The sequence below is a fragment of the Nostoc sp. genome, from assembly GCF_054880495.1.
Genome location: NZ_JBTYKD010000015.1, coordinates 1 through 19,181 on the forward strand (window position 1 = coordinate 1; position 19,181 = coordinate 19,181).

At 43.3% G+C, this 19,181-nt stretch carries 20 protein-coding genes; 8 read left to right on the top strand and 12 right to left on the bottom strand.

All coding sequences use genetic code 11. The features are described from left to right. Positions 1-197 precede the first annotated feature (197 nt). The 6 genes from ACYTXL_RS01495 to ACYTXL_RS01520 form a co-directional block, all read right to left on the bottom strand. Entirely contained in the window at positions 198-446 is a 249-nt protein-coding gene (locus ACYTXL_RS01495) for a hypothetical protein (protein ID WP_461923198.1), read from the bottom strand. 158 nt (positions 447-604) lie between these two features. Continuing rightward, on the bottom strand, positions 605-910 hold the full coding sequence (locus tag ACYTXL_RS01500) for a type II toxin-antitoxin system RelE/ParE family toxin (RefSeq protein ID WP_461923180.1): 306 nt from the start codon (positions 908-910) through the stop codon (positions 605-607). A gap of 2 nt (positions 911-912) precedes the next feature. Then, positions 913-1,173: a ribbon-helix-helix domain-containing protein gene (locus ACYTXL_RS01505; protein WP_461923181.1), complete on the bottom strand. Its 261-nt coding sequence runs from the start codon at positions 1,171-1,173 to the stop codon at positions 913-915. Positions 1,174-1,300: 127 nt separating this feature from the next. Continuing rightward, a complete protein-coding gene (locus ACYTXL_RS01510; RefSeq protein ID WP_461923182.1) occupies positions 1,301-2,656 on the bottom strand; it encodes a Rid family detoxifying hydrolase in 1,356 nt (451 codons plus the stop codon). Positions 2,657-2,767: 111 nt separating this feature from the next. After that, positions 2,768-3,199 (bottom strand): NUDIX domain-containing protein, encoded by a 432-nt coding sequence (locus ACYTXL_RS01515; RefSeq protein ID WP_461923183.1) that lies wholly within the window; start codon positions 3,197-3,199, stop codon positions 2,768-2,770. Between the two features lie 9 nt (positions 3,200-3,208). Further along, positions 3,209-3,343, bottom strand: a complete 135-nt coding sequence (locus tag ACYTXL_RS01520) for a hypothetical protein (protein ID WP_461923184.1) — start codon at positions 3,341-3,343, stop codon at positions 3,209-3,211. Between the two features lie 14 nt (positions 3,344-3,357). Between ACYTXL_RS01520 and malQ the strand changes: the two genes are divergently transcribed. After that, positions 3,358-4,866: a 4-alpha-glucanotransferase gene (gene malQ, locus ACYTXL_RS01525; RefSeq protein WP_461923185.1), complete on the top strand. Its 1,509-nt coding sequence runs from the start codon at positions 3,358-3,360 to the stop codon at positions 4,864-4,866. An 83-nt stretch (positions 4,867-4,949) separates the two neighbouring features. Here the strand turns inward: malQ and ACYTXL_RS01530 are convergent, their stop codons facing one another. Beyond that, positions 4,950-5,762: a helix-turn-helix domain-containing protein gene (locus ACYTXL_RS01530; RefSeq protein ID WP_461923186.1), complete on the bottom strand. Its 813-nt coding sequence runs from the start codon at positions 5,760-5,762 to the stop codon at positions 4,950-4,952. Beyond that, complete coding sequence (locus ACYTXL_RS01535; RefSeq protein WP_461923187.1) at positions 5,737-6,549, bottom strand: pseudouridine synthase; 813 nt, start codon at positions 6,547-6,549, stop codon at positions 5,737-5,739. Before ACYTXL_RS01535 ends, ACYTXL_RS01530 begins: the two co-directional genes overlap by 26 nt. Positions 6,550-6,651: 102 nt before the next feature. On the opposite strand from ACYTXL_RS01535, the gene ACYTXL_RS01540 reads away from it, so the two are divergent. Beyond that, positions 6,652-7,365, top strand: coding sequence for an LmeA family phospholipid-binding protein (locus ACYTXL_RS01540; protein WP_461923188.1), 714 nt, complete (start codon positions 6,652-6,654; stop codon positions 7,363-7,365). Between the two features lie 142 nt (positions 7,366-7,507). On the opposite strand, the gene ACYTXL_RS01545 is transcribed toward ACYTXL_RS01540, so the two are convergent. Then, the gene (locus ACYTXL_RS01545) at positions 7,508-8,395 is read right to left on the bottom strand and encodes a phosphatidate cytidylyltransferase (protein ID WP_461923194.1); all 888 of its coding nucleotides are present in this window, start codon (positions 8,393-8,395) and stop codon (positions 7,508-7,510) included. Positions 8,396-8,793: 398 nt separating this feature from the next. Then, a complete protein-coding gene (gene cbiT / locus ACYTXL_RS01550) occupies positions 8,794-9,396 on the bottom strand; it encodes a precorrin-6Y C5,15-methyltransferase subunit CbiT (RefSeq protein WP_461923189.1) in 603 nt (200 codons plus the stop codon). Between the two features lie 94 nt (positions 9,397-9,490). Here cbiT and ACYTXL_RS01555 point away from each other — a divergent pair, with 94 nt between their 5' ends. The 5 genes from ACYTXL_RS01555 to tatA all read left to right on the top strand — a co-directional run bounded on the left by ACYTXL_RS01555 (position 9,491) and on the right by tatA (position 13,220). Beyond that, the gene (locus tag ACYTXL_RS01555; RefSeq protein ID WP_461923195.1) at positions 9,491-10,885 is read left to right on the top strand and encodes a serine/threonine protein kinase; all 1,395 of its coding nucleotides are present in this window, start codon (positions 9,491-9,493) and stop codon (positions 10,883-10,885) included. A 31-nt stretch (positions 10,886-10,916) separates the two neighbouring features. Further along, positions 10,917-11,114, top strand: a complete 198-nt coding sequence (locus tag ACYTXL_RS01560) for a hypothetical protein (protein ID WP_461923190.1) — start codon at positions 10,917-10,919, stop codon at positions 11,112-11,114. Beyond that, positions 11,111-11,377, top strand: a complete 267-nt coding sequence (locus ACYTXL_RS01565; RefSeq protein WP_461923191.1) for a type II toxin-antitoxin system RelE family toxin — start codon at positions 11,111-11,113, stop codon at positions 11,375-11,377. The genes ACYTXL_RS01560 and ACYTXL_RS01565 overlap by 4 nt, the downstream gene beginning before the upstream one ends. A 79-nt stretch (positions 11,378-11,456) precedes the next feature. Continuing rightward, positions 11,457-12,539: a DNA-methyltransferase gene (locus ACYTXL_RS01570; protein ID WP_461923192.1), complete on the top strand. Its 1,083-nt coding sequence runs from the start codon at positions 11,457-11,459 to the stop codon at positions 12,537-12,539. Between the two features lie 507 nt (positions 12,540-13,046). Next, positions 13,047-13,220, top strand: coding sequence for a twin-arginine translocase TatA/TatE family subunit (tatA, locus tag ACYTXL_RS01575; protein ID WP_461923196.1), 174 nt, complete (start codon positions 13,047-13,049; stop codon positions 13,218-13,220). Between the two features lie 52 nt (positions 13,221-13,272). Here tatA and cphA read toward each other — a convergent pair whose 3' ends face one another. Further along, entirely contained in the window at positions 13,273-15,978 is a 2,706-nt protein-coding gene (cphA, locus tag ACYTXL_RS01580; protein WP_461923197.1) for a cyanophycin synthetase, read from the bottom strand. 174 nt (positions 15,979-16,152) lie between these two features. Beyond that, entirely contained in the window at positions 16,153-17,016 is an 864-nt protein-coding gene (locus tag ACYTXL_RS01585) for a cyanophycinase (protein ID WP_292792528.1), read from the bottom strand. A gap of 538 nt (positions 17,017-17,554) precedes the next feature. Here ACYTXL_RS01585 and trmD point away from each other — a divergent pair. Then, positions 17,555-18,253, top strand: coding sequence for a tRNA (guanosine(37)-N1)-methyltransferase TrmD (gene trmD, locus ACYTXL_RS01590; protein ID WP_461923193.1), 699 nt, complete (start codon positions 17,555-17,557; stop codon positions 18,251-18,253). Positions 18,254-19,181 lie beyond the last annotated feature (928 nt).

Consider the following 19,181-nt stretch of genomic DNA (forward strand, 5'->3'; position numbering starts at 1 on the left):
TTTGTGGCGACAGCAGTTGCGGAGAAAATCGCTGCACTAACAACTGAAATTTATCTAGGGGAGTTAGCAAAGCGAGGCAGTCGAGAAAAATACGACGCAGTTTTAGCGAAAATACCAGATATATTAATAAGGAACTTCAGTTCCTTGCGGGACATGGCTTTTACGTTAAGTTGACACGCATGAGCATTGCTGTGCCCCTATGAGAAATCTATATGTATCAGGGTTTGTGTGAAATGGTATAACCTTGATTTAAGCTCGACATTGACCTTCTGAGGCTCAATGTTGACAAAAGCTCGACTTTTATCTCCCATTTTTAGGATTTTTCGCCGATCTTCAGGGGTCAAATCAACCAAAAACGGTAACTTTTCTCTAATTGTAGCGATCGCCTGCATGACTGCTTCTTTGTCTGCTGGGGCTAAGTTGGCACTGATGCGATTTTCTGCCATTTTTACTACTCTTTTAGTAGGGCTTAATTTCAGTATTCCCAAAATTATGGAGGCGATCGCTATTGTTGAGAGGTAATTAACAGAGTTTTATCTGCACTTTACGGCAAGCTAAAGAACGTCTTTATATTTTTTCATCCTAGTTAACAAAATTTTTGGCTTTACTCTTCATCCGACTCTGCAAATAAAGATTCTAAATCTTGACGACCGCTAACAACGCGCAAAATTTTAACCCCATCATCAATCATTTGGTACAGAATTACATATCCATCTAGCGGCAAGCCACGTAAGGAAGGTTTAATATAAGCATAGCTACGTCCCATATTTGGAAACACCGCTAAATTTTGACATTTATTGTTAAACTCTCTAAATAGTTTTTCTCCTGCTTCCAGGTTTTGGATTAAAAAGTAATCAGAAATTTCATTTAAGTCACGACTTGCAGATAGTGAAATGACATAGCGACTCATTACTAAGCCTCACGCGCCTTTTGAAATTTTTCGAGGATCTGCATCACTACAGTTTCACCATCCAAAACTTCTCCCCGTTCAATTTCAGCAATTGCGACATCAACTTTTTGCCGAGTTTCTTCCACCCATTGCACATACTCAAAATTTAATTTTTCTAGCAGTTGAAATGCTACATCAAGTACTTCATCTGCATTCGTAAATTTCCCACTAGCAATTTGGGCTTGGATAAATTGCTCATGTTCAGGTTTGAGTTTAATGTTCATGATTTATCTCTCTGAAACGATAGTAATTACGTAGCGCTTGTTTGCTTCTAAATCAAGTGGTATATCTGGGCGTAAAACAGAACCATCAAATGTAACTGTTAAAATTTTGCTCATTGATCTATTTCTCCTAACCACTAATTACCGCGATCGCATCAATTTCTACTAAGACATCTTTCGGTAAGCGCGATACCTGGACACAAGCCCGCGCTGGGGCTGTATCTTCGGGGAAATATTTAGCATAGACGGCATTCACCGCTGCGAAATCATTCATATCAGCGAGAAATACGGTGGTCTTGACGACATCTTGAAAAGTCGCACCAGATGCTGTGAGGATGGCTTCCAGATTAGCTAATACTTGCTCAGTTTGCTTTTTGACATCCTCAGTGTAGACGACATCACCAAGGCGGGGATCAATGGCAATTTGTCCAGCGACGAATACAAGTTGACCAGAAGCTGCGATCGCTTGATTATAAGGGCCGACTGGAGCCGGTGCGTTATCAGTACGAATTACTTTACGAGTCATAGGTATTACTTTATTTAACGATGTTTCCTGTTTACCGATTTCTACCTCAGAAGCGATCGGCTTGTAGGGTTCTCCATCTGGCATTATTGCACGACTGAAGTCAGCATCCTCAATTAGCCATCCATAAGTAGTAGCATCAGTCAAGTCTGCTCTGGTCAAATTGGTTTCCTTCAAATTTACCTTTCTCAAATCTGCTCCTTGCAGAACTGCTCTCTCCAGATTTGCCCTTTGGAGAGAAGATTGTCTGAGGTTTGCCTGTGTGAGATTGGCTCCAGCCAGATCAGTTCCAGCCAAATTTAAGCCTGATAGATTAAAATTCTTTAAATTTACTGCTTGCAGTTTAGCACCCTGTAGATTTGCATTTTGAAAGTTTACGCCTTGTAAGTTAGCTCGACTCAAATCCGCTTCTACTAAGGAAACTCCACTAAAGTCTACACTACTGAGTGTTGAATTACTCAAATCTGCTCCTATTAAGGACACTTCTATCAGTTTTGCACTACTAAAGTTTGCACCACTTAAATTTGCCTTGTCTAAGTTGGTGTGACTCAAGTTTGCACTACTAAAGTTTGCACCACTTAAATTTGCCTTGTCTAAGTTGGCGTGACTGAAGTTTGCACCACTAAAGTTTGCACCACTTAAGTTGATACTGCTTAAGTTTGCACCACTAAAGTTTGCTGGAGGCTCTAGCCAACTGCGATGCCCCCAAATTCCTGCACCATTCACCTCACTAAAATTTGCTACTGATAGAGATGCTTTACTGAAGTCAGTTCCGTTAATTTTTGCTTTTGTCAGATTTGCCTTACTTAAATCTGCACATTTAAAATTGGCACCAGTCAGGTCGGCATTAGATAAGTCTATTTCAATCAGGTCTGTATTTCTGAGGTCTACATTTTTTAGTACTGCTCCCTGAAAGTTCCGTTGTCCTTCGGCGTATTTCTCCAACAGTTCCTTAGCATCCATAATGCACCTTTAAATACCATTGACACAGTATAATCACAAAAATTTTGTGTCACAGATATTCCTCTCCTCTCTTCTCTTTGCGCCCTTTGCGTCCTTCGCGGTTCGTTCCTTTTACCCTAACCTCGGACGTATCCCATAATGCCGATATCGCCAATAATCCCGCAAAATGCGATCGTGGTCAAAACATAAATTACTAGGCACTCGCCAAGACTCAAAAATACTTACACCCTTAGCATCATCGCCAGCCTTTGGTTCCCCCGTCGCTGTCGCCAAAAACACAATACTAATCGTATGCTGACGCGGATCGCGATTCGGGTCAGAATACACTAATAATTGTTCAACTAACTCCACCTGCAAACCAGTTTCTTCCTCAGCTTCTCGCCGCGCCGCCACTTCCACCGCTTCCCCATAATCTACAAAACCACCAGGAATTGCCCAACCTAAAGGTAGATTCTGTCTTTCAATTAACACTATTGGCCGATGAGGCCGATCTACTAATTCAATGATGATATCAACTGTCGGTGTAGGATTTCGGTAAGTCATAGCTATTAGTCATTGGTCATTGGTCATTAGTCCTTGACTAAGGACAAACAAAATGAGTTTACTTGATTTACCTTGCAAATGCTGTTCTGTGATAAATTCAATGCGATCGCGTAGCGTGTTGATCAGACAATCGCTTCCTCCCATAATTCAGGTTAAATATGCCTTTTCCTAGATCCAGTGGCATTTTGCTGCATCCTACCTCCTTTCCCAGTCGATTTGGCGTTGGAGATTTAGGCTTAGAAGCCTATCGCTTCATCGATTTTCTCAACGAGAGCCATCAACAATATTGGCAAGTTTTACCCTTAGGCCCCACTGCATACGGCAATTCTCCCTATATGTGCTACTCGGCAATGGCGGGAAATCCCCTGCTGATTAGCCCAGAAAAACTCCTAGATGAGGGTTTGCTAGCTGAAGAAGACTTTGCTAACTTACCAGGATTTCCGGTAGAGAAGGTAGATTTTGAGCAGGTTGTGCCGATTAAGATTGAGCTACTCAAAAAAGCCTGTGAAAACTTTAGAGTGAATGCTACGCCTATCCAGCATAAAGAGTTTGAGGGTTTTTGCGACAGTAAAGCCTATTGGCTAGATAATTACGCCTTATTTATGGCGCTCAAAGATGCCAACAACAATGCAAACTGGCATACATGGGAGGCAGAAATTGTCAAGCGTGATCCGCAAGCATTAGATGAAGTACAACATCGGCTCAACGGAGAGATTTTTTATTATAAGTTTGTCCAATTTAAGTTTTTCCGCCAGTGGTCAGAGCTGAAAAGCTACGCCAACATGCGCGGCATTGACATTATCGGCGATATCCCCATCTATGTAGCTCATGATAGCGCTGACGTGTGGGCGCATCCCGACATCTTTTGCTTAGACAAAGAGACAGGAGCTGCTGCCCAAATGGCAGGAGTTCCACCAGATTACTTTAGCGCCACTGGTCAATTGTGGGGAAACCCGGTTTATAACTGGGAAGAATTGCAAAAACAAGATTTTAAATGGTGGGTACAGCGCTTTGAAGCAATGCTGGATTATGTAGATATAATTCGCATTGATCACTTCCGGGGTTTCCAGGCTTATTGGTCAGTGGCCCAAGGCGAAGAAACTGCGATGAATGGGAAATGGGTGGAAGCGCCTGGAGATGCTTTTTTTGAAGTGATTAGGGAAAAGTTGGGTAAGCTACCCGTTTTAGCCGAAGATTTGGGAGTAATTACACCAGAGGTAGAAGCGCTGCGAGACAAGTATGAATTTCCGGGGATGAAAATTTTGCAGTTTGCTTTTGGTTCTGATCCCGATAATCCCTTTTTACCATTCAATTACCCCAGAAATGCTGTAGTTTACACTGGCACTCACGATAATGACACAACTGTAGGCTGGTTCAATTCAGCTAATGACAACGAAAAGCAAAACCTCTTGCTTTATTTAGGTTCTATTAGTCCTGAAGGCATCCACTGGGATTTAATTCGCCTAGCTTTGAGTTCCATAGCCAACCAAGCGATTATTCCTTTGCAAGATATTTTGGGATTAGGAAACGAAGCGCGGATGAATTTTCCCAGTGTTGCTGAGGGGAACTGGGAGTGGCGCTATCAAGCAGCAGGGTTGACAGAGGAATTAGGCGATCGCTTAAAAGTTCTTACCAGACTTAATGGACGCGCCCCGCAAGCCCAGTGAGGAGATAAGGGAGACAAGGGAGACAAGGAAGAGCGAGGAGTAAATGCCTCCTTGTCCTCCTTGTCCTCCTCATCCTCCTCATCTCAAAACTTAGGTTTAGCAGCAATCCTAATTTCTTCCTCTTTGCCCGGCTCTCCCATTTCCTTCGCCTTCTCTTGATTGACGCTCATCAATACACCACCAGCATTATCAGTTTTCACTGTCAGTTGCTGTTGGGCTTTCCAAGTCCGATGAGTTCCCTCTGGCAGAATACCCTCAAACTCGGTTTTGCCATCGGCTACTACGCGAATCCAAGATGACGCTTTCAAGGTGACACCAATCTGTACAGGCTGTCCCTCGTGGACTTTGCTAAGGCGATCGCTGACCGGTTCAACCTCAACTGGCTCTTTTCGTTGGGCTAGTTCTGGTTTAACAAGGGACTTTTGTTTTTGGTACGGCTGGTTTTGGCTATTACTTGCTTGTAGTACAGCGTTATTTAATAACTGAGATAAGCCATTTACAGAGCAGAAAATTAGCAATATGTAAAGAAAGTAAAGATGAATTGGACGTAATTGACTAAGGGGTGAAATATTCCCCATACCTTGGGAGTTCACTGGTGCAGAACTGATCGGAAAAGTGCCAGAAAATTCCACTCCATTCAAGCCGAGTGCTTCGGAAAATTGCCTGATCAAACCCTGAATATAAATTGGTTCTGGCAGTTCCTTTAAATTACCTTCTTCGATCGCCTGCAATAATCGCCGGGGAATCCTGGTCAATACAACCACTTGCTCTAAAGATAAGCCTTGTGCTTGACGCAATGCCAAAAGTTTAGCGCCTAATTCTGCCAACTTTTCAGATCGTTGTTGCTCTAATGAAAGTGATGGCTGGTGATTATTCTTCTTTCTTGGCCATTTCATGCCTGCTGACGCTCCTTAATTCCACTGAATCTTTAATAGGTTGTATTATTTGCTCTTGCAAAAAGTGAATCTCATAATCTTTGAGAGAACGATATTTACCCTCATCTAAAAAGGCTTCTTTTGAAGTTTGTAATTGAATTGAACCGATCGCAGTCCGATGCAGTTTGATTACTGGGTATCCTAACTGTTCGGCTATACGGCGAATTTGGCGATTTCTTCCCTCCTGCAACACTATTTCTAAAAAGCTTTGCTCGGCACAATGTTCTATTAGCTGTACCTTAGCAGCCCTAGTTTTTCTACCCTGCAACATCACACCCTGGCGCCACTTATGTAGTACTGCTTCTGGAGGATGTCCTTTGACCAAAACACGATATGTCTTGGAAATACTGTGACGTGGATGGGTTAGTCCAAATGTCAGTTCTCCGTCATTTGTCAGGATTAATGCTCCTGTAGAGTCTGCATCTAAACGTCCAACTGGGTGAATACCGGAACCTTCTCGTAATTCTTTGGGTAGTAGGTCCAGAACTGTCGGTCTGCTCTGGGGGTCATCGCAAGTCGAAACCACTCCCGCAGGTTTATGCAGCAATAAATATATTAAAGCCGGACGGTGCTTTACTGATATGGGTTTACCATCGATTGCGATCGCATCTTTTTGGGGATCAACTTTTTGACCTAAATGTGCCAATTCTCCATTGATCCGTACCCGTGAGTGCCTAATCATTTCTTCGGCTTCCCGACGTGAGGCAATACCCCATTGAGCGAGAATTTTTTGTAACCGTGCCTCCATGTGGAAATTGCTTATTTACTGTTAACAATTAAATGATATTTGCATTTTGTAGCGAGTAGGCATAAATGTTACATTTAAAGCTTGTTTAATTAAATTGGTTAAATGCCAGAGCGAAATTTCCCACCAACAAATACAAGTAAAATCCGCATCATTACGCAGGTACTCACAACAGCACTAAAGCTGTGGTTAAGAGCACAAGTGAGCCAAATATCGGAATTAAAAGTGGAGATTAAAGCCAGCGATCGCCAAATTATCTCTGGGCGCATCCCCGCGGTATCTATTTTTGCTACTCATGCAGTTTATCAAGGTCTCCTGATTACACAAATTCAATTAATAGCAGAAAATATTCGGATAAATATCGGCTCGGTACTCAAGGGACAACCTCTACAACTGTTAGAAACAGTACCAGTGGTTGGCGATTTGATCGTAGACGAGAAGGATCTGAATGCTTCTCTCTCATCTGACTTATTATCTACTGCTTTGAGTGATCTATTGGTTAAGGTTTTACCAACAGATTGCCCACAGTTACAACCAATTAATTGGCAAGAAATTATCCTTGAGAATAATCAAATTATACTCCGAGGCATGAGAGGAACCAATAGTGAAACCACACCTCTAGAGATTTGTCTGGGCTTACGGTTAGTCAGTGGGCATGAGTTGCAAGTAACACATATCCCAATCAAGCCCGACCAGGGAGATATATTAGAGGACAATCATGAGTACAATCTGGATCTTGGCTCAGATGTCGATATCCAAGAACTAACGCTGATCCCACGCAAACTGGTGTGTCGTGGACGGATTAACGTTAATCCTTGATGATTACCGATTAAAAAATACTAATAACCTATTTTAAATGATCTGGCGCCTCTCGAAACAAGACGGGGGAGTGGGGAGTGTGGAGTAGGGAAGATGAGGGGGATAAGGGGGATGAGGGAGAAATAACCAATGCCTAACTCACTTATTTGCTAAGTAGCGGCAACAATAGTGTCACAAAATAGTAAACCAAGGGAGCGGTGAAAATATAACTATCGGTACGGTCTAAAATACCACCGTGACCGGGAATTAATTGTCCAGAATCTTTGACTCCAGCATCTCGCTTGAGCATAGATTCGGTAAGATCCCCTAAAATACTAGCAATGCCAATCAACAAACCCAATGCTAAACCAGTGAAGGGGGATTTAGGCAAATGTAGATAATAGGCTCCTGCTATGGCTACGGCAACACTGAAGATGATGCCAAAGACAGCACCTTCTACAGTTTTTTTCGGGCTAATCTCAGACAGACGGGTTTTACCAAAGAATTTGCCAATGGTGTAAGCACCGATATCGGCTGCCCAAATACACAAAAAAGTCAGCAGTGTTGCTGTAAAACCTTGTGGTAGAGAAGCGGAATTTGCTTTTTCCCAGAAATCTGTCCAGGTTGTCGGCCAGTAACCTCCGAAAGGGAGATTGCTAAAAGCTGCACTATCAATTGCTCGTAACCGCACCCAGTAACTCGGTAAATAACCGACGTAAAATAGCCCCATAATAGAAGCGGAAACATCAGCGATCGTGGCAAATTTTGGTTGAAACAGCAGGTAAAAACAAATCAGTGTGCCAGCTATTGGCATCACAGCATCAGCTAAACTGCCATTTAGGGTACAAATCACCAGCAATACTTGGCTGACAGCCATTGTGGTTTTAGCGGCGGGAGTGATGCCTCTGGCTCGCACCAAATTAAAATATTCCTGTTGACCCAAAAAGACGATAACCGCAAACATGATGGTAAAGTACCAACCCCCCAAAAGGGTAACAGAAAGAGCAAGAGCGATCGCAACAATTCCACTAATAATCCGAGACCAAGGCATAGAAGTATTAAATATTGGGCATTGGGCACTTGTACTGACTTGTACTGACTTGTACTGAGCGACGTCGTTGGCGCAGCCTCTCGTAGAGAAGTAGCGAAGTCGTTGTCGTAGCCTCTCGTAGAGAAGTATTGGGCATTGGGCACTTGTACTGACTTGTACTGAGCGACGTCCAAGTAGCGAAGTCGTTGGCGCAGCCTCTCGTAGAGAAGTATTGGGCATTGGGTTGGGCATTGGGTATTGGGTATTGGGTATTGGGCATTGGGCATTAATATAGTTATTTATTTTTTCTTTCCCTGCTTCCCTGCTTTCCCTGCTCCCTCTACTTCCTCATCTCCGTTTTCTCCCTTGCTTTCCCCCCTCTTCCAATGCCCCATGCCCTATGCCCCATGCCCCATTCCCTAATCCAGTTTCTCACCACTGAGGATAAAAATCGGATCAACGGCGGTAAAGGTTTGAGAAAAGCCGCGCGTCTCTAGGCGGTTAACCGCAGACTGGACGACTTCGATATTTCTAGCCCTTAACAGGGAAAAGCTCTGGGAAATAGCATACAGACTTTCTAGATTAGCAGCTGTGGCTACAACCCGACCGGATGGTGGCAAATAATGCCAAGCTGCTTGCAGAATTTCTTGAATAGGGCGTCCTCCCTCAATACAAACGCGGTGAGGAGTAACTTTGAGGTGATGCAAACACTCTGGGGCACTACCTTCAATAACTTCGACATTTTTGACTTCAAAGCGATCACAGTTTCGCTTAATTAGATTAGCTACTTCTTCATCCCTTTCTATAGCAATAATCTGTCCACCTGGACACAATAGCCCCACTTCTACCGGAATTGTACCCGTCCCTGCGCCAATATCCCACAACACAGAATCTGATTTTAGCCGCAGTTGGGCAATTAATAGTAGTCGGACTTCTCGCTGGCTCAGGGGAATTCCTGGCAAATGTTCAAACAATTCATCGGGAATACCAGGGGAAATATAAGGCCAAAGTTGGGAGGGCATAGAACTACGCAATTATACTAAAGATATCGGTTTGCCAAATTGAAAAGCCATAAGCTATAAAAACTTTTCAACCCTAGCATTATCAGAAACCATGATGATTGACGAAATATTAGGTGAACGCTACAAAGTTCAGCAGCTATTAGGAAAAAAAGCGGGGCGGCGGACGCTGTTAGCTCGTGATTTGAACACTCAGGAATTAGTTGTCATCAAGTTACTCTCTTTTGGTGGTGACTTTGAGTGGGATTCACTCAAGCTGTTTGAGCGGGAAGCCGAAACTTTAAAAAACTTAGCACATCCCTTAATTCCTCGCTATTTAAACTATTTTGAGGTAAATTTACCAACCATCAAAGGATTTACCCTGGTACAAACTTATATTCCTGCACAAACTTTAGAGCAATACTTACAAACTGGGCGGACTTTTACAGAAGCAGAAGTCAAACAGATAGCTAAAGCACTTTTAGAGATTCTCATTTACTTACATGGGCTGTATCCGCCTATAATTCACCGTGATATTAAGCCTAGCAATATTTTATTGGGCGATCGCTCTGGTAATAGTGTCGGTCAACTCTATTTGGTAGATTTTGGCTCAGTGCAGACAGTCCTCGCCACAGAAACCGGCACAAGAACTGTGGTAGGAACTTATGGCTATATGCCACCCGAACAATTTGGCGGACGCACTGTTGCAGCATCAGACCTTTATAGTTTAGGTGCAACTTTAATTTATTTAGTGACGGGTACTTACCCCGCCGATTTACCCCAAAAGGATTTTCGGATTCAGTTTGAACAAGCGGCTAATCTCAGTCCCAGCTTTAGCAATTGGTTGAGATCGATGATTGAACCCAGTTTAGAACGGCGTTTGAGTTCTGCTACCGAAGCGATCACAGCTTTAGAGAAACCACAACCGATAAACTCACCTGCTTTAGTTGTTGGCAAACCAGATGGAAGTAAGATTCAACTAACCAAAAATGGGGATTCTCTGGAAATTATCGTTCCACCGACTGGTTTTGATGCATCAATATTATTCACAGGTTTATTTGCGATCGCTTGGAATTCATTTATCTTATTTTGGACAATTGGCGGACTCTGTGCACCTTTTCCTGTCAACATCCCCTTTGCTATGTTCTCACTTCCTTTTTGGGGTGCTGGCTTTGTCATGGTGTATAAAATTCTCTTTCATTTATTTGGACGCATCTGCTTACGCCTGAATCATAAACAAATTAGCCTAAGCTGGGAGTTGTTTGCTTGGAAATTTTATCGTCCGCGTACATCGCCAAGACAAAGTATTACTAAGTTGGTTTACATTCCCAAACATTTTACTAAAGACTCTGAAGGCACTAGAATTGCCGTTCCAGCACAATTGGATATTTGGGTAGGAGTAAAAAAATATCAACTTGGTGGTATTAGTGGTGCGATTAAATCTGAAGCGGAACTGGAATGGGTAGCTGATGAATTAAGCGATTGGTTAGGTTTACCAGTTCAGCGAGAATAAACAAAAGCAATAATATTAAAGAGGTGTACAAATGACAACTACAAGCAAAAGGCGATCGCTAATGGAATTAATTCAAAAACATCTAAATATCGCACCCGAAAGCACTCTAGAAAAAGTTTTAGAACTTTTAGAGGATGAAGAAGATATTAGAGATGCTCGTGCTGAAATAGCAGATGCAAAAATTAACGGTACTATATCTTGGGATGAATACAAGAAAGAAACCGCGTGAGTTACCGAATTGAATTTATCAAGGGTGCTAATAAACAACTCAAGAAACTACCAACCGATATCAAAGAACGTATCGACTCAAAAATTGAAGAATTAGCAATAGAACCACGTCCAGTTGGTGTTAAAAAATTGGCAAACGAAGAATCTTTATATCGGATTATAGTAGGTGGTTATAGAGAATATTATCAAACATTTGATAATATTCTCTTAGTGAGTGTAATTAAAGTGAAACATCGTAGAGAGGTTTATAGAAATGAGTCCTGATAGACAACAGTTAGAAAACTTATGCTTCTATGGATAATACTGTCTTCATAGACCGTACAATGGTACTAGCAAAATTTAGATGAGACTTAATTGTAACCCTTACTACGAAACAAAATTTGGTGCTGCCTATTTAGGAAACAGCCTAGAATTAATGACAGGTATTCCCGACGAAAGTATTGACCTAATTTGTACCTCTCCACCATTTGCACTCGTTCGTAAAAAAGAATACGGAAATGTTGATGCCGATGAATATGTTGAATGGTTTAAAGATTATGCGGCACATTTTTACCGTATTCTTAAACCAACAGGCTCACTGGTTATTGATATTGGTGGCAGCTGGATTAAGGGGATACCAGTTCGTTCTCTTTATCATTTTGAACTAGTTATTGCTTTATGCAAAGCAAAAGAAAAAGGTGGACTTGGATTTTATCTTGCACAAGAATTATATTGGTATAATCCAGCCAAACTACCCACTCCTGCCGAATGGGTAACAGTTCGCAGGGAAAGAGTTAAAGATTCGGTAAATACGATTTGGTGGCTGTCAAAAGAACCGCATCCTAAAGCTAATAACAGAAGGGTTTTAAAGCCTTATAGTGATGCAATGAAAAACCTTCTAAAGAATGGCTATAAACCCAAAATTAGACCATCAGGTCATGATATTTCCGATAAATTTGGAAAGGACAGGGGAGGCGCTATCCCCCCGAATATTATTGATGGACGTTGTAGTACAGACAAAGAAGAAATAGGGCAACAGACTCTTATAGAAGAAACTTTATTTGAAGATTTAATCCAGCCCGTAAATGTAATTTCTGCCTCGAATACTGTTTCCAACGATTATTACCAAAGGCGTTGCAAACAAGAAGGTTTTAAGCCACACCCGGCAAGATTCCCTCAAGCTTTACCAGAGTTTGTTATCAACCTTTGTACAGAACCAGGTGATATTGTTTTAGAACCTTTTGCTGGTTCTAATATGACAGGTAGAGTTGCAGAAACTTTACAAAGACGCTGGTTAGCTTTTGAGATTGATGAAGACTACATCAGAAGCTCAAAACTGAGATTTGAAGAAAATGCTCCTTTGGTTGTTGAACCTTCAGCAGATTTACCACCAATAGCAACAGAAAATGCTGATAATAACAAATCAGTACAGTCAGGACTGTTTTAAAATAATTCGTAATTCGTAATCATAAACACATGGGATGGGGAGCATGTCACTTTTGTAAAAAGCCTTGTAAAACCTCACCCCAACCTTCTCCTTGGTAAAGAGAGGGAGCAAAAATCTTGTTTCTCATTTGGTATATTTGCTTTCACTGAGATGCTCCCGATGGGATGTCTGGGCATTCAAGGTAAAATTAATGTTTGATTAACCAACGTGATGAATGGTTAATCATATTCAACAGCTCGGATAAAAAACCTTGTTGTAACTTCCGTGAAGTTCTCGTCCTCTTTGCACATCCATATAGTTGCATTTGACCGCAAATTCAATCCAAGTCTGAGTTGCAGATACTTTGGCTTGTCTACGACACGCTTTGCGAACACAATCGTTAAAATTAGCAACAAATGCTGCCTCATAAGTTTCTGCAAGAGGGTCGAGCGCTTATGAGTGGCGAACTCATCGGATTTGAGCCATGAATGTCTATATTTAATTACAGATACCTTAGAGGAAATTTATATGTTTGGACTGGGATGGCCAGAAATAGCTGTAATGACCATAGTCGCTATTCTAATTTTTGGGCCGAAAAAAATTCCCGAACTGGGAACTGCACTGGGCAAAACCCTACGAGGTTTTAAGGAGGAGATGAAAACTCCCAGCGAGGAAACCAATCAGGAAGAAGAAAAACAATGATCAAAGGAGTCAGAATACAGGAGTCAGTGCGTTGGCTCCTCCTGATTCCTGACTAGAGGAAGGTATTAACAACAGAAGAAGGTGTGATCCCATTTTGGGAATCGATAACGTTTGTGCCGGGATTTTGTTGGTGAGTCTCTTCCTTCGCTAAACCACGCAGCTTAATTAACTTAATAGCGCGAGTAACGCTTTCTGGCAAAATTACCACCAGACTGTTATCAGGAGCCATGTCTAAGCCTTTATTTATCGCTTGAGTTTCATCCAGAATTGATTCATAGCGGCTATCAGGCTTAACTTGGGTGATGCCTTGAATAATCAACTGGGCAGCTGATCCCCGTAAACGTCCCCGTGTGTCATCGTCTTCTTTGATGATGATGTAATCAAAAATTTGTGCTGCTAATTTGCCCAAAGTCACAAAGTCTTCGTCGCGGCGATCGCCAGGGCCACCAATTACGCCAATCCGTTGTCCTGTAGTCCAGTTCCGCACAAAGGAACCTACAGCTTCGTAACTGGCTGCGTTGTGGGCGTAGTCTACCAAAGCGTGGTAGTTGCCTAAATTAAATAGATTCATTCGTCCTGGCGTTTGACTAACTGAAGCCCGGAAGGTCTTCAAACCAGCCCGAATCTGCTCAATTGTGACGTTTTGCACGAATGCTGCCAAACTTGCAGCTAAAGCGTTGGCAATCATAAACGGCGCACGTCCGCCCATTGTTAAAGGTATATTCTCTGCTCTCTCTATGCGGTGTGTCCAATCACCTTTAACAATTGACAAATAGCCATTTTCATAGACTGCCGCTACTCCACCCTTTTGGATGTGCTTTCGCACTAATTCCGAGTCGGGGTTCATGGTGAAGTAAGCAATATTAGCCTTAGTTTTTTCTGACATAGCGGCGACGCGGCGATCGTCGGCATTGAGTACAGCATAACCATCAGGGAATACAGCTTCCGCTACTACACTCTTGAGGTTAGCTAACTGCTCAATGGTATCTATATCGCCTATTCCTAAGTGGTCAGAGGCTACATTTAAAACTACCCCCACATTTGCTGCTTCAAATCCCAATCCAGACCGGAGAATACCACCGCGAGCCGTTTCCAGTACTGCTACTTCCACTGTGGGATCTTGGAGGATGACTTGGGCACTTTGGGGACCTGTGTTATCGCCAGCTTCTACTAAGTAATCACCGATGTATGTACCATCTGTAGTAGTATAACCTACTACCTTGCCAGTCTGCTTATAAATATGTGCTAGTAGTCGGGTAGTAGTGGTTTTGCCATTAGTACCTGTGACGCTGACGATTGGAATTTGGCTAGATTGCTCGTTGGGAAACAGCATATCCATTACTGCGCCAGCGACGTTGCGGGGAATACCCACGCTTGGGGCAACGTGCATTCGGAAGCCGGGAGCGGCGTTAACTTCGACAATCACGCCATCCACTTCCCGCAGAGGACGGCTAATATCCGTGGTGACAATATCGAGTCCGGCGATATCCAAACCGATAATTTTGACTACCCGTTGTGCTAACCAGAGATTTTCTGGGTGAATTTCATCAGTACGGTCTACGGCACTACCACCTGTACTCAAGTTTGCAGTTGCCCTGAGATAACAAATAGTCCCCTTGGGTGGCACGCTATTTAGGGTATAGCCTTGCCTTTCTAGCAGCTGGTAGCTAGTGCGGTCTAGTTCAATCTTGGTCAGGACGTTATCATGTCCTTCACCGCGATTTGGGTCAAGGTTCGTTTCCTCAATCAGTTCGGCGATCGTGGATCTGGCGTTGCCAATCACATGAGCTGGGACGCGTTCGGCTACTGCTACTAATTTGCCATTTACCACCAGTACTCTGTGGTCGCGCCCAACGTAATATCTTTCGACAATAATTGACCGGGAAACCTGTCTGGCAGCTTCGTATCCGGCTTCAGCTTCTTCCCAAGTTCTGATATCAATAGTGATCCCACGTCCATGATTGCCATCCAGGGGCTTGATGACGATGGGATAGCCGCCAACGTATTCAACGGCTTGTTCTAAATCGTCTAAGAAGTTAATCACTGTACCTCTGGGTACTGGCGCACCAGCAGCCGCGAGGATGCGTTTAGTGGCTTCTTTATCGCAAGCTAGTTCTACACCCAGAATGCTGGTGTTGTCAGTCATTGTGGCCTGCATCCGCTTCTGGTTCACGCCGTAGCCTAGCTGAATCAAAAAGCGGGCTTCCAGAGACATCCAGGGAATACCTCTTTTTTCTGCTTCTTTGATGATCGCTTCAGTAGAAGGACCTAAGGAAGCATCACGGGTGAAGTCTTTCAGGTCTTGGATATCTTGCTCTAGTTCTGCCTTGGGATAACGGCCTCGATCAACGATACTCTGGCACAGGCGCACTGCGGCCCGTCCAGCGTAGCGTCCCGCTTCCTCATTCAGGTACTCGATCACGACTTGATAAATTCCGGGTGTGGCAGTTTCGCGGGTGCGACCAAAGCCGACATGCATCCCAGCTAATTCCTGGAGTTCTAGCGCTACGTGTTCCACGATATGGCCGATCATAGTGCCTTCTTTGACTCGCATCAGAAAACCACCACGACAGCCAGGCGAACAATAGTGACCCTCCAGACTCGGCAGCGCCTCAACTAATCCTTCATAAAAGCCGGGGATTTCATTCGAGGGTGTCTCGCCAAGGGTTTCTAAATCGAGGCGCATGACGATCAGCTTGTGGCGTCGAATGCTCCAATAGTTTGGGCCGCGTAAGGTCTGGATCTTGAGGATTCTCATGGGAATAGGTAGATGGAGATTCGGAACCAAAATTCTAGTTTCTTACTGAAATTGACCGCTAAACTGTTTACAATGAACAGTTTTTTCTTTTTACATGGTATTTTGATCATTGTTTGTGCAACAAGAAATAATAATGTGCGGTCAACTCAGTGTAACCTCAGATACTCTATCCCGTCAGCTGGAGATTCGGTGTACAGCAGGCAATACAGTGCGCTGATACAAGTGGAAGCGATCGCCGTAGCTGAGGATATGAAGACGTAAATTATGCACGGTTAACGGTTCATTAGCACCAACATAGGGTTCGTTGGTGTGAGTGAGTTCAGTGGGATCGACAATTGTAACACTGCCTTTACCCATAACTTGTAGCCAACCATCACGTTCAAACACTGCACAAGTATCTTCGTCAATGCCAATACCTAAGCGATCGGGGTGAGCTGCGATCGCACTAATCAGTCGCCCCATCCGATTCCGGTTGTGAAAGTGTTGATCAACGATTACTTCGGGAATAAATCCCAAACCAGTTGCCATATCGATTAAGGAACGATTTGGCGACTCTCCACTACCGCCGCCAGCAATCATATGATGCCCCATCACTGCCGCTCCTGCACTGGTGCCTGCTAACGTAAGTTCCCCCGCCCTGACACGCTGTCGAATAATTTCCATTGCTGGTGTATCTGCCAATACGCCACACAGACGCAGCTGGTCTCCTCCTGTCAAAAACACCCCACTACAGGCTTCTAAGGATGCTTTGATCTGGGAGGCTTCACACTGTTCCCGTTCGCGGATGTCTAAAATTTCTACCTTCTGGGCACCCATTTCTTCAAAAATGCGAATATACCGACCACCGATGATGGCGGGTTCGCGTGAGGCAGATGGAATAATTGTAATATAAGCCTTACTAGCACCAGCACGTCCAAAAAAAGTTCGTAGGATTTCGCGCCCATGAACTTTATCTTCTGCGCCTCCGATAACCAGAACGGCGGTTTTAGTTGCTTGAGGTGTCCTCATTTCTAGCGATTTAGCTTGTAATTGCGGCATTTTGTTTCTCCTGTCAACAACTTCAGGTGAATTTAACAAGGATCAGTAGCAGCCATGATTTTTGCGCTTGGCTTCTTTGAGAGGACACTTTTTGGAACTTTGGAACAGGGTCAGGCACTCTCCAAATTCTCGCTTAACGCTCGCGTTGCCTCAGCCTAAACGTGTTTGTTCCCCTTCCTCAAAGCCAGCGCCTTGTTTTTCATCTGTCCACTTGCAGCAGGGCAAAATAGTCTTTAGGGGGCTAGATTCCCCCTCTAGGGTTGGGGACGAGCAGATCAGACTATGCTTTTTCGTGAGGCTGGCTCGATGCATCCTGGAAGTTGTTAACTTGATATGATTATTAATTTAAATGTACTTGTGACAACATTTAAACATAAATTAAGTAATTAGAAAAACTTTTGATTCCATCTAAAATCCAAGGGGTCTGGTAGTTTTAGATACTATTGATAAAGTTTAACTGGAGTTTGACCCCACCTCGGCTTGATGATGTTTGCTAGACATTCAAATTTAAGATTAGTGTCCTCGAATACGAATAACTGTGCGCTTTGATATAGTTACGCTTTTTCCTGACTGTTTTAACTCTGTTCTCAATTCTGGGCTACTCGGTAAAGCCTTAGCGAAACAGATTGCCGAAGTGCATCTGGTTAACCCACGGGACTTTACCACTGACAAGCACCGAAAGGTAGATGATGAACCCTACGGCGGCGGCGTTGGGATGCTAATGAAGCCAGAACCTATTTTTACGGCTGTGGAGTCGCGGCCGATTCTACCCCGAAGAGAAGTAATTTTGATGAGTCCACAGGGTCAAACAATCAATCAAGCTCTTTTGAAAGAATTGGCGATAAATTATGACCAGTTAGTAATTATTTGCGGACATTACGAAGGAGTGGATGAGAGGGTGCTGCATTTGGTAACTCGTGAAGTATCTTTAGGGGATTTTATTCTGACTGGGGGAGAAATTCCAGCAATGGCTTTGATTAATGGCGTCGTGCGGCTCTTACCGGGAACTGTGGCCAAAACTGAGTCGCTGACAGCAGAAAGTTTTGAGGAAGGGTTATTGGACTATCCCCAATATACTCGTCCTGCCAATTTCCGCGGCTTAAAAGTGCCTGATGTTTTGCTCAGTGGGAATCACGCCGCGATCGCGCGGTGGCGTTACGAACAACAAATTCAAAGAACAAGCGATCGCCGCCCTGATCTACTGGAAAAATTGGAACCAGGAGAGCCGGAGGAGTAGGGGGAACAGCTTTCAAGGGTAAATATTTAAAAAAGGGGCAGAATGTTTTAGTCCACTACATTTATCTGGGATTTTAAGTCTTTAGCCAGAAGGAGAAAAACCTTTACCATTAGCGGCAGATGCATCAACTTGGAGCGATCGCTTGACAGTAGTAGCAATAAGTTAAGTATCGTTTACCGAGGTTATCGAATTCCGATTGCTTGGATAAATACTCGAAGCAACCAAGCCAGGAAGTTAGAAACCTCACTGGAAAGAACTATTTCCTCATATCCAGGACTTAGGCAAACAATAGCCCAAAAGAATGATTTTTAGGTAGGGACAATACCCTGCGCTCAGCTAAAGCTACATGAATTGCCCCTATTCGCCTGTAGTTTTGCGTAAGTCCTAAGATCAATGAAACTGTAAGTAAGTGGGCGAGGAAATTTCCAAGTATGTAACGAAATGTAAATTCGGCAGATACCTTAGAAATTTGTTATTTCAGCCTTTTTACAAAACTAAACATAATATTTGTTTTATCTTGCCTACTTACTTAGCAGCAGATTGGTGTCTCTAAAATCTCCCTCTCTACTGGCTGATTTTGACATACCTACCCTTGAAAGCCTACTCCCCAGCCCCCGATCTCTTCTATTTGACCTCATCTAGATCAAAAATTAATTTTTATGAGAAATCCCCTACAAAAGTTAGCGATTTGCACCTAATATGATTAAAGGTATGTAAAAAATTGTAACCTTGTTTAACAACCCGGTTAAATTTCTGCTTATAGAAGGCTATTTATCTAGCCATCTATAATACAGATACAACCTGTACTTATAAACATTTGGAGATTTGCTCTCATGACCATCGCAGTTGGACGCGCACCCAGTAGAGGGTGGTTTGACGTTCTCGACGACTGGCTCAAGCGCGATCGCTTCGTATTCGTAGGTTGGTC

What these genes read in the sequence shown, in the direction of transcription:
- ACYTXL_RS01540 (WP_461923188.1), top strand. Translation starts at nt 6,652, where the DNA reads ATGCCAGAGCGAAATTTCCCACCAACAAATACAAGTAAAATCCGCATC.
- ACYTXL_RS01500 (WP_461923180.1), bottom strand. Translation starts at nt 910, where the DNA reads ATGAGTCGCTATGTCATTTCACTATCTGCAAGTCGTGACTTAAATGAA.
- ACYTXL_RS01560 (WP_461923190.1), top strand. Translation starts at nt 10,917, where the DNA reads ATGACAACTACAAGCAAAAGGCGATCGCTAATGGAATTAATTCAAAAA.
- ACYTXL_RS01505 (WP_461923181.1), bottom strand. Translation starts at nt 1,173, where the DNA reads ATGAACATTAAACTCAAACCTGAACATGAGCAATTTATCCAAGCCCAA.
- tatA (WP_461923196.1), top strand. Translation starts at nt 13,047, where the DNA reads ATGTTTGGACTGGGATGGCCAGAAATAGCTGTAATGACCATAGTCGCT.
- ACYTXL_RS01510 (WP_461923182.1), bottom strand. Translation starts at nt 2,656, where the DNA reads ATGGATGCTAAGGAACTGTTGGAGAAATACGCCGAAGGACAACGGAAC.
- ACYTXL_RS01555 (WP_461923195.1), top strand. Translation starts at nt 9,491, where the DNA reads ATGATTGACGAAATATTAGGTGAACGCTACAAAGTTCAGCAGCTATTA.
- cbiT (WP_461923189.1), bottom strand. Translation starts at nt 9,396, where the DNA reads ATGCCCTCCCAACTTTGGCCTTATATTTCCCCTGGTATTCCCGATGAA.
- ACYTXL_RS01530 (WP_461923186.1), bottom strand. Translation starts at nt 5,762, where the DNA reads ATGAAATGGCCAAGAAAGAAGAATAATCACCAGCCATCACTTTCATTA.
- ACYTXL_RS01585 (WP_292792528.1), bottom strand. Translation starts at nt 17,016, where the DNA reads ATGCCGCAATTACAAGCTAAATCGCTAGAAATGAGGACACCTCAAGCA.
- ACYTXL_RS01570 (WP_461923192.1), top strand. Translation starts at nt 11,457, where the DNA reads ATGAGACTTAATTGTAACCCTTACTACGAAACAAAATTTGGTGCTGCC.
- ACYTXL_RS01515 (WP_461923183.1), bottom strand. Translation starts at nt 3,199, where the DNA reads ATGACTTACCGAAATCCTACACCGACAGTTGATATCATCATTGAATTA.
- ACYTXL_RS01495 (WP_461923198.1), bottom strand. Translation starts at nt 446, where the DNA reads ATGGCAGAAAATCGCATCAGTGCCAACTTAGCCCCAGCAGACAAAGAA.
- ACYTXL_RS01535 (WP_461923187.1), bottom strand. Translation starts at nt 6,549, where the DNA reads ATGGAGGCACGGTTACAAAAAATTCTCGCTCAATGGGGTATTGCCTCA.
- ACYTXL_RS01545 (WP_461923194.1), bottom strand. Translation starts at nt 8,395, where the DNA reads ATGCCTTGGTCTCGGATTATTAGTGGAATTGTTGCGATCGCTCTTGCT.
- ACYTXL_RS01520 (WP_461923184.1), bottom strand. Translation starts at nt 3,343, where the DNA reads ATGGGAGGAAGCGATTGTCTGATCAACACGCTACGCGATCGCATTGAA.
- malQ (WP_461923185.1), top strand. Translation starts at nt 3,358, where the DNA reads ATGCCTTTTCCTAGATCCAGTGGCATTTTGCTGCATCCTACCTCCTTT.
- cphA (WP_461923197.1), bottom strand. Translation starts at nt 15,978, where the DNA reads ATGAGAATCCTCAAGATCCAGACCTTACGCGGCCCAAACTATTGGAGC.